This window comes from Curtobacterium flaccumfaciens, from assembly GCF_018598405.1.
In the GTDB taxonomy this organism is placed as follows: Bacteria; Actinomycetota; Actinomycetes; order Actinomycetales; family Microbacteriaceae; genus Curtobacterium; species Curtobacterium aurantiacum.
This window is the reverse complement of the sequence record NZ_JAHEWS010000012.1, coordinates 111,354-119,668: the sequence shown is the minus strand read 5'-3', so window position 1 is coordinate 119,668 and position 8,315 is coordinate 111,354. Positions and strand designations below refer to the sequence as shown.

Here is an 8,315-nt window from a genome sequence, read left to right as displayed (position 1 = left end):
GGCGGGGGTGGGGGAGAGCACCTGCTGACGATAGCCGCGGGGCGGACGGTTGTCGGGCCTCCAGTTCGGGGTGCACGGCCGCCGGGTCGACCCACCGGAGGTGAGCGCGGATCGGTTCGATCCCGAGCGGCCCGCCCAAGTAGCATGGCGGCATGAGCATCCGCGGGAGCTACCGGACCGCCCTGACGTACGGCGCGGTGGGGGCGACCCAGGCGTCGGACCTCATGACCTACCCGCCGGACGGCTTCACGCCGACCGAGTCACGGGCGCGGATCGGGCACGGCGACCAGCGGTTCGAGACCGCCGTGGTGCAGGCGCTGACGTGGCAGATCCAGGAACGCAGCGGCGTCCGCGTGCGCGTCGAGGAGCAGCCCGACGACGACGAGGTCCGGTACAACCCCGTGACCTTCGACGACGACGGGGTGCCGATCGCGCCGGCCTCCATCGGGACACCCCGGGTCGAGAAGTTCGCACCCGACGGCACCCCGCTGGTCACCGCGGGGACGAGCGCGACGCTGACGATCCACGCGTTCGGGCAGACCGTGCAAGCACCGGTCCGCGTCGTGTCGATCATCGACGAGCACGACCGCAAGGGGTTCGCCTACGGCACGCTCGAGGGGCACCCGCTCTCCGGTGAGGAGTCGTTCGTCGTCGAGCGCACCGCGGACGGCTCGGTGTGGCTGCAGATCCGGCAGTTCTCGCAGCCGGCGAGCCGGAAGTGGCGCTTCGTTGCGCCGTTCGTGCGTCGGCAGCAGAAGGTGATGGCGGAGAAGTACCTGGCGGCGCTGCGGGGCGACTAGTCGTCAGCGGTCACGCACGCTCGTCAGCGGAGCGGCGGGAGAGCGGCGATCGCATCCTCGATGAGGGCGGCGTCCTGCTGGCAGTCCCGCGCGACCGTGACCGCGTTCGTGTGCCGGAGCGCGTCGACGTCGTAGACGCCCGTCGCCACCGCCAAGAAGGGGATGCCGGCCGCGTCGGCGGCCTCGCCGTCCCGCGGGGTGTCACCGACGATCACCGCGCGGGTGCCGGCGAGCTCGGCCGCGGCACGCCGGGTGACCCCGGCACGGTCCACCTCGGTGTCGCCGAAGTACGAGTGCTCCCAGTCGAAGACGTCGGCGTCGAACCCGGCACCGGTGAGCTTGACGCGGGCGCGGTACTCGGAGTTGCCGGTGAGCAGGCCGTTCCGCCAGCCGAGTCCGGCGAACCGGGTCAGGAGCGCCTTGGCTCCGGGGACGGGGCTCCGGTGGTCGCCGGAGGCGTGCCGTTCGGCGGTCAGGTCGTGCAGGTGCCGGCTGACCGTGGGGATGAGGGTGTCCTCGAAGGCGTGGGCGCGCACGTGCTCGGCGATGAGCCCGGCGTCGGTCCGGCCGTGCTGGTGCCCGACCCGCAGGGTGAGGTCGCGGCCCACCGCCCGCTCGAGGGCGAGGTGGTACAGGTTGCCCGGGGACGACGCGTTCATCACGAGGGTGCCGTCGATGTCCCACAGGACCGTGGTGGCGACAGGATGGTGCTCCATGGCTCCATCATGACGGAGAATGGAGTCCATGCCGAGTGCTCTCCCGATCGCCGATCCAGCACCAGCGGACGGATTGATCACCCCGTGGGCGGCAGTGGGCCCCGGTGGTGCGCCCGTCGCCGGTGACGTGCCCTTCGGCGTCTACGTGCACGTGCCGTTCTGCCGGGTGCGCTGCGGGTACTGCGACTTCAACACCTACACGGCGTCCGAGCTCCGCGGCGTCCGTCGCGACGACTACGCCGGTCACGCCGTGCGCGAGATCGAGTGGGCCGCGTCCGTGCTCGACCGCTCCGGCGTCCCGCGCCGGCCGGTGTCGACGGTCTTCTTCGGCGGCGGTACCCCGACCATGCTGCCGGCGTCCGACCTGGCGATGATCCTGCGGGCCATCGACGACACGTGGGGGATCCTGCCCGGGGCCGAGGTCACGACCGAGGCGAACCCGGACTCCGTCGACGCCGCGTCGCTCGAGACCCTGCGCGAGGGCGGGTTCAACCGGATCAGCTACGGCATGCAGTCGGCCGTGCCGCACGTGCTCGCCACGCTCGACCGCACCCACGACCCGCTCCGGGTCCCGGTCGTCGTCGACCTGGCGAAGCAGCAGGGCCTCGACGTCTCGCTCGACCTCATCTACTCGACGCCGGGGGAATCGCTCGCCGACTGGCGCACCTCGCTCGACGCCGCGATCGCCTGCGAGCCCGACCACGTGTCGGCGTACTCGCTCATCGTCGAGGACGGCACCGCGATGGGCCGCATGGTCGCCCGCGGTGAGCTCCCCGCCCCCGACGACGACCTGGCAGCGGACATGTACGAGCTCGCCGACCAGGTACTCGGAGACGCCGGGTACTCCTGGTACGAGGTGTCGAACTGGGCCCGGGTCGACGCGGACGGCGGCACCGCGCAGCACGCGAGCCGGCACAACCTGTCCTACTGGAAGGGCCACGACTGGTGGGGCGTCGGGCCCGGCGCCCACTCCGCCGTCGCCGGCACCCGGTGGTGGAACGTCAAGCACCCGGCCGCCTACGCGAACCGGGTGCTGTCGGGGGAGTCGCCGGCCGCCGGCCGCGAGACCATCGACGACGAGACGCGGTACGTCGAGCGGCTGCTGCTCGCGGCGCGGGTCCGCGGGGAGCTTGCGACGAGCGAGATCCGCCAGGAGGCCCGGGGCCGGGTCGCCGGCCTCATCGCACGCGGACTCGTGGACGGGTCGGCCGCGGTGCGGGGACGGATCGACCTGACCCTGCAGGGTCGCCTGCTCGCCGACGCGGTGGTGCGGGAGCTGCTCGACTGAGCGGCGTCGGGCTCGTCACCGCTTACTGCTTGATGAACTCGATCGTGAGCGGGTAGCGGTAGAACTGGCCCTGGTTGGCGGCGATCGCGGCCATGATGCCGAAGATCAGCGACACGACGGCTGCGGCGAAGATGATCAGGAACCCGACGCCGAACACCGACGTCAGCGACCCCACGACGTAGGCGATGGCCATCGTGATGTGGAAGTTCAGCGCGACCCGGGTGTGCTCGCGGACGAAGCCGCCGCGGTCGCGGAGGACCAGGTAGGCCACCAGCGGCGCGATGAAGTTGAAGAAGATGCCACCGATGTGGGTCAGCGTGGCCCACAGTCGCTGGTCCTCGGGGCTCATCGGCTGGGGCGGGGTGTAGCCGGCGGGGTACTGCGGTCCGCCGGGGTACTGGGGCCCGCCGGGCTGCTGCGGGCCACCGGGGCCGTGGCCGTAGGGGCCGCCGGGCTGCTGGGGCCCGCCGGGCTGCTGGTCGGAGGGGCCACCGGGCTGCTGTCCGTAGGTCATGGCGGAAGCGTATCGGCCGACCGCCCGGAAGTCCCGGGCCGTCAGCGGTCGGGCGTAGGATCAGCAGTCGACACGTCCGAGTGCCAGGTCGATCGGGAAGGAGGCGCTCGTGGTCAGTGAACGCAGCCTCGAGGTCCTCAAGGCAATCGTGCGCGACTACGTGGCGTCGCGCGAACCCGTCGGGTCGAAGACCATCGTCGAGCGGCACGCCTTCGGTGTCAGCGCCGCGACGATCCGCAACGACATGGCCCTGCTCGAGGACGAGCAGCTCATCGCCGCCCCGCACACCTCCTCCGGCCGGGTGCCGACGGACAAGGGCTACCGCGTCTTCGTCGACCACCTCGCCGGTGCCCGTCCGCTCTCCAGCGCCCAGCGGCACGCCATCGAGACCTTCCTCGGCGCCCCGAACGACCTCGACGAGGTCCTCGGGCGCACCGTCCGGCTGCTCAGTCAGCTCACCAACCAGGTCGCCCTGGTGCAGTACCCCTCGATGGTGCGCGCCCGGGTGCAGCACGTCGAACTCGTCCGGCTCGGCGACGCCCGGCTGATGGTGGTGCTCATCACCGACACCGCCCGGGTCGAGCAGCGCGTGGTCGAGACCGACGTCCCGCTCGACGAAGGTTCCCTCGGCGAACTCCGCACCGTGGTGAACGGCGCGACGGTCGGACTCCTGCTGCAGGACGTCCCGACCGCGCTCCGGGCGGTGCCGCAGCAGCTCCGCCCCGACGCCCAGACGCTCGGTGGGGTCGTCGTCGCCACGCTCATCGAGCAGGTCGCTGCGAACCGGCAGGACCGCCTGCTGATGGCCGGCGCAGCCAACCTGGCGAAGAGCGAACAGGACTTCTCCGGCGGCCTCTTCCCCGTGCTCGAGGCGATCGAGGAACAAGTCACCCTGCTCCGGTTGTTCGGGGAGATGCAGGTGGACGACATCGCGGTGGCGGCCAGCATCGGCGTCGAGAACGCCGAGTACGGGCTCGACGCCACGAGCATCGTCGCCGGCGGCTACCTGGCCGGTGGCGAGGTGGCCCGCCTGGGCGTCCTCGGACCGACCCGCATGGACTACGGCACGAACATGGCGGCCGTCCGGGCCGTCGCCCGGTACCTGTCCAAACTCCTGGGCGAACATTGACCAACCGACCGAACCCAACCGACTGAGGGATACGTGGCAGACCACTACGACGTCCTCGGCGTCCAGCGAGACGCCTCCGATGCCGACATCAAGAAGGCCTACCGCCGCCTGGCGCGTGAGCTCCACCCGGACGTGAACCCGGCACCCGACGCCGCCGAGCGCTTCAAGGACGTGACGCACGCGTACGACGTGCTGAGCGACCCCGAGCAGCGACGCCGGTACGACGCCGGTCCGCAGGCCGACAGCCCCTTCGGCGGTGGTGCCGGCGGCTTCAGCGACATCTTCGACGCCTTCTTCGGTGGTGGCGGGGGCGGCGGACGCGGGTCCGGCCCGCGCAGCCGTGCCGAGCGCGGCCAGGACGCCCTGCTCCGCATCGAGGTCGACCTCGACGAGGTCGTCTTCGGCACCCACAAGGACGTCGAGGTCGACACGGCCGTGCTCTGCGAGACCTGCCACGGCTCCTGCTGCGCCCCGGGCACCAGCCCCCGCACCTGCGACATCTGCGGTGGGTCCGGCCACATCCAGCGCCAGGTCCGTTCGCTCCTCGGCAACGTCGTGACGAGCGCACCGTGCGGCACCTGCCGCGGGTACGGCACGGTCATCCCGAGCCCCTGCCCGACCTGCCAGGGCCAGGGCCGCGTGCGTGCCCGTCGCACCGTGCCCGTCGACGTCCCCGCCGGTGTCGACTCCGGTCTGCGCCTGCAGATGCCCGGCCAGGGCGAGGTGGGTCCGGCCGGCGGCCCGTCGGGCGACCTGTACCTCGAGATCCGCGTGCGCCACGACGACGTCTTCAGCCGTGACGGCGACGACCTGCTCGCGACGCTCGAGGTCGGCATGACCGACGCGATCCTCGGGACCACCACGACGATCGACGGCCTCGACGGTCCGGTCGAGCTCGAGATCCGGCCCGGTGTGCAGAGCGCCGACGTCCTCGTCATCAAGGACCGCGGCATCACGAAGCTGCGCGGGAACGGCCGCGGTGACCTGCGGGTCGGCGTGCAGGTCGTCACCCCGACCAAGCTGTCGCACAAGGAACGCCAGCTGGTCGAGCAGCTCGCCAAGGCGCACAAGACGACCGCTCCGCAGCTCGCCCGCTTCCAGCAGGGCATGTTCGGCAAGCTCCGCGACCGGTTCTTCAACCACTGATGGCGTCGCTCTACCTCGTCGACTCGCTCGACGGCGTGACCGTCGGCGACCCGGTGTCGCTCGACGGGGCAGAGGGGCGGCACGCGGTCTCGGTCGCGCGCGTCCGGGTCGGCGAAGTCCTGCGGATCGCGGACGGTCGCGGCACCGTGGTGTCCGGAGCGGTCACCGCGATCGCGAAGGACGCGCTCGAGCTCGCGGTCGAGGCGGTCGAGCACCAGGACGCCACGCGCCCCTCGTTGACCCTCGTGCAGGCGCTGGCCAAGGGCGGGCGCGACGAGATGGCGGTGCAGGCGGCGACCGAGATCGGCGTCGACCGGGTCGTGCCCTGGGCGGCAGCGCGCAGTGTCTCCCGGTGGGACGGCGCGAAGGTCGAGAAGGGCCGTGCCCGGTGGACCGCGATCGCGCACGAGGCCGCGAAGCAGGCGATCCGGCCGCGGGTGCCCACCGTCGCGCCGCTGGTGACCACGGCGCAGCTCGTGTCGGCGCTCGGGGCGGGCACGGCGGTCGTCCTGCTCGACCCGACGGCGACCGTGCGGCTCGCCACCTGGGAGCCCCCGGCGGACGCCGACGACATCGCCCTGGTCGTCGGTCCCGAAGGAGGCATCGACGGCGCGGAGCTCGACCGCCTCGAGGCCGCGGGCGCCGTGCGGGTCCGACTCGGCGACAGCGTGCTCCGGACGTCCACGGCCGGCCCGGCCGCACTCGCTGTCCTGCAGGCGCGACTGGGTCGCTGGTGAGCCGGACCCCGCCGTCGGGCGCGTCCTACGATGGAGTCATGAGCACCAGCACGCCCAGCGTCTTCTCCCGGATCATCGCGCGCGAGATCCCGGCGACCATCGTCGCCGAGGACGATCGTGTGATCGCGATCGAGGACATCGCGCCGAAGGCCCCCGTCCACGTGCTCGTCGTCCCCAAGACGGAGCAGTACGCGAACGTCGCGGAGCTCGCCGCGGGTGACCCCGACCTCCTGGCCCACATGGTCGCCACCGCGCAGCGCATCGCCGACGAGCGCGCCGGCGGTCAGTTCCGTCTCGTCTTCAACACCGGCGAAGCCGCCGGTCAGACCGTGTTCCACGTGCACGCGCACGTACTCGCAGGTGAACTGCAGGAAGGCACCCTTGCCGGATAACGAACCAGCACAGCCCACCGCCGCCGACGACCAGCCCGTCTCCGTCTCGCTCCAGGTCGACGGCATCGCCATGGTGCAGTTGCTCGGACCCCAGGACCGACTCCTCAAGACCGTCGAGCGCCAGTACCCGGGCGTCCGGGTCGTCGTCCGCGGCAACGAGGTCACCCTGACCGGCCCGGAGCGTGACGTCGCACGCGCGAAGGCGCTCGTCGACGAACTCGTCGGCATGGTCAGGCGCGGCCAGGAGATCGGCCCGGCCGACATACCCATGTCGGCGCGCATCCTCGACGACGACCGCAAGCCGTCGGACACCTTCGGCACCCCGATCGTGTCGAGCCGCGGCAAGTCCGTGCGCCCGAAGACCGACGGGCAGCGCGCCTACGTCGACGCCATCGACGAGAACACCATCACGTTCGGCATCGGTCCGGCCGGTACCGGCAAGACGTACCTGGCGATGGCGAAGGCCGTCCAGGCACTCCAGCGGCGCGAGGTCAACCGGATCATCCTCACCCGCCCCGCGGTCGAGGCCGGCGAGCGGCTCGGGTTCCTGCCGGGCACGCTCACGGACAAGATCGACCCGTACCTGCGTCCGCTCTACGACGCCCTCAACGAGATGATGGACCCGGAGTTGGTCCCGAAGCTCCTGGCCGCCGGCACGGTCGAGGTCGCCCCGCTGGCGTACATGCGTGGCCGTACCCTGAACGACTCGTTCGTCGTGCTCGACGAGGCGCAGAACACCACGCCCGAGCAGATGAAGATGTTCCTCACCCGTCTCGGGTTCGGATCGAAGATGGTCATCACGGGCGACATCACCCAGGTCGACCTGCCGGGCAACGTCTCCGGGCTCCGACTCGTCACCCGCATCCTCGACGAGGTGGAGGACATCCACTTCGCCCGCCTCGGCAGCGAGGACGTGGTCCGCCACACCCTGGTCGGCCGGATCGTCGACGCCTACACGGTCTACGACGAGGAGCGCCTCGCCGAGCAGGCCGGGCAGCGTCCCGGCGGCCGCGGCACCGCTCCGGTCGGCAACCCCGACGGCGTCAACCGTGCCGAGCGACGCGGACGTCCGCCGCAGGACCGCGCACGGCCCCCGTACCCCCAGAACGACGCCCGAGGAGGCAACCGGTGAGCATCGAGCTCAACAACGAGTCCGGGGTCGAGGTGGACGAGGCCGCGATCCAGCGACTCGCCGCATTCGCCCTCGACGCGATGCACGTCCACGCCGACGCGGAACTCGCGATCGTGCTGGTGGACGAGGGCGCGATGGAGCAGCTGCACGTGCGGTGGATGGACGAGCCCGGTCCCACCGACGTCCTGAGCTTCCCGATGGACGAACTCCAACCGGGGACCGAAGACGACCCGACCCCGGCCGGACTGCTCGGCGACATCGTGCTCTGCCCGCAGGTGGCCGAAGAGCAGGCGAAGACCGCCGGGCACTCGAGCACCGACGAGATGCTGCTGCTCACCTGCCACGGCATCCTGCACCTGCTCGGCTTCGACCACGCCGAGCCCGACGAGAAGGCCGAGATGTTCGGCATCCAGGGCGAGATCCTCAACGCGTTCGCCGCCCAGCGCCGAGGGCGGTAGCCG

10 protein-coding genes are annotated in these 8,315 nt (G+C 71.6%); 8 read left to right on the top strand and 2 right to left on the bottom strand.

Annotated features, from left to right (window positions below; translation table 11 throughout):
• Window positions 1-152: 152 nt before the first annotated feature.
• On the top strand, window positions 153-800 hold the full coding sequence (locus KK097_RS09835; protein ID WP_214529804.1) for a DUF1990 domain-containing protein: 648 nt from the start codon (window positions 153-155) through the stop codon (window positions 798-800).
• A 23-nt stretch (window positions 801-823) separates the two neighbouring features.
• Here the strand turns inward: KK097_RS09835 and KK097_RS09830 are convergent, their stop codons facing one another.
• Window positions 824-1,516: an HAD family hydrolase gene (locus tag KK097_RS09830; protein WP_214544550.1), complete on the bottom strand. Its 693-nt coding sequence runs from the start codon at window positions 1,514-1,516 to the stop codon at window positions 824-826.
• A 28-nt stretch (window positions 1,517-1,544) separates the two neighbouring features.
• Here KK097_RS09830 and hemW point away from each other — a divergent pair, with 28 nt between their 5' ends.
• Entirely contained in the window at window positions 1,545-2,804 is a 1,260-nt protein-coding gene (gene hemW, locus KK097_RS09825; RefSeq protein ID WP_214544549.1) for a radical SAM family heme chaperone HemW, read from the top strand.
• 22 nt (window positions 2,805-2,826) lie between these two features.
• Here the strand turns inward: hemW and KK097_RS09820 are convergent, their stop codons facing one another.
• Window positions 2,827-3,318, bottom strand: a complete 492-nt coding sequence (locus tag KK097_RS09820; protein WP_307858362.1) for a DUF4870 domain-containing protein — start codon at window positions 3,316-3,318, stop codon at window positions 2,827-2,829.
• 109 nt (window positions 3,319-3,427) lie between these two features.
• Here KK097_RS09820 and hrcA point away from each other — a divergent pair, with 109 nt between their 5' ends.
• From hrcA to ybeY, 6 genes are read left to right on the top strand one after another with little or no spacing between them, the layout of a single operon-like run.
• Complete coding sequence (gene hrcA / locus KK097_RS09815) at window positions 3,428-4,447, top strand: heat-inducible transcriptional repressor HrcA (protein ID WP_110860413.1); 1,020 nt, start codon at window positions 3,428-3,430, stop codon at window positions 4,445-4,447.
• Window positions 4,448-4,480: 33 nt separating this feature from the next.
• Complete coding sequence (gene dnaJ / locus KK097_RS09810; RefSeq protein WP_214544548.1) at window positions 4,481-5,593, top strand: molecular chaperone DnaJ; 1,113 nt, start codon at window positions 4,481-4,483, stop codon at window positions 5,591-5,593.
• Entirely contained in the window at window positions 5,593-6,330 is a 738-nt protein-coding gene (locus KK097_RS09805) for a 16S rRNA (uracil(1498)-N(3))-methyltransferase (protein ID WP_214544547.1), read from the top strand. The genes dnaJ and KK097_RS09805 overlap by 1 nt, the downstream gene beginning before the upstream one ends.
• A 38-nt stretch (window positions 6,331-6,368) precedes the next feature.
• Window positions 6,369-6,722 (top strand): histidine triad nucleotide-binding protein, encoded by a 354-nt coding sequence (locus KK097_RS09800; protein WP_214544546.1) that lies wholly within the window; start codon window positions 6,369-6,371, stop codon window positions 6,720-6,722.
• Complete coding sequence (locus tag KK097_RS09795; protein WP_214544545.1) at window positions 6,712-7,854, top strand: PhoH family protein; 1,143 nt, start codon at window positions 6,712-6,714, stop codon at window positions 7,852-7,854. Before KK097_RS09800 ends, KK097_RS09795 begins: the two co-directional genes overlap by 11 nt.
• Window positions 7,851-8,312: an rRNA maturation RNase YbeY gene (ybeY, locus tag KK097_RS09790; protein ID WP_214544544.1), complete on the top strand. Its 462-nt coding sequence runs from the start codon at window positions 7,851-7,853 to the stop codon at window positions 8,310-8,312. Before KK097_RS09795 ends, ybeY begins: the two co-directional genes overlap by 4 nt.
• Window positions 8,313-8,315: the final 3 nt, after the last annotated feature.

Bases quoted from the DNA above. Each gene is read 5' to 3' on its own strand.
- KK097_RS09835 (WP_214529804.1), top strand. From the start codon at position 153: ATGAGCATCCGCGGGAGCTACCGGACCGCCCTGACGTACGGCGCGGTG.
- KK097_RS09830 (WP_214544550.1), bottom strand. From the start codon at position 1,516: ATGGAGCACCATCCTGTCGCCACCACGGTCCTGTGGGACATCGACGGC.
- hemW (WP_214544549.1), top strand. From the start codon at position 1,545: ATGCCGAGTGCTCTCCCGATCGCCGATCCAGCACCAGCGGACGGATTG.
- KK097_RS09820 (WP_307858362.1), bottom strand. From the start codon at position 3,318: ATGACCTACGGACAGCAGCCCGGTGGCCCCTCCGACCAGCAGCCCGGC.
- KK097_RS09805 (WP_214544547.1), top strand. From the start codon at position 5,593: ATGGCGTCGCTCTACCTCGTCGACTCGCTCGACGGCGTGACCGTCGGC.
- KK097_RS09800 (WP_214544546.1), top strand. From the start codon at position 6,369: ATGAGCACCAGCACGCCCAGCGTCTTCTCCCGGATCATCGCGCGCGAG.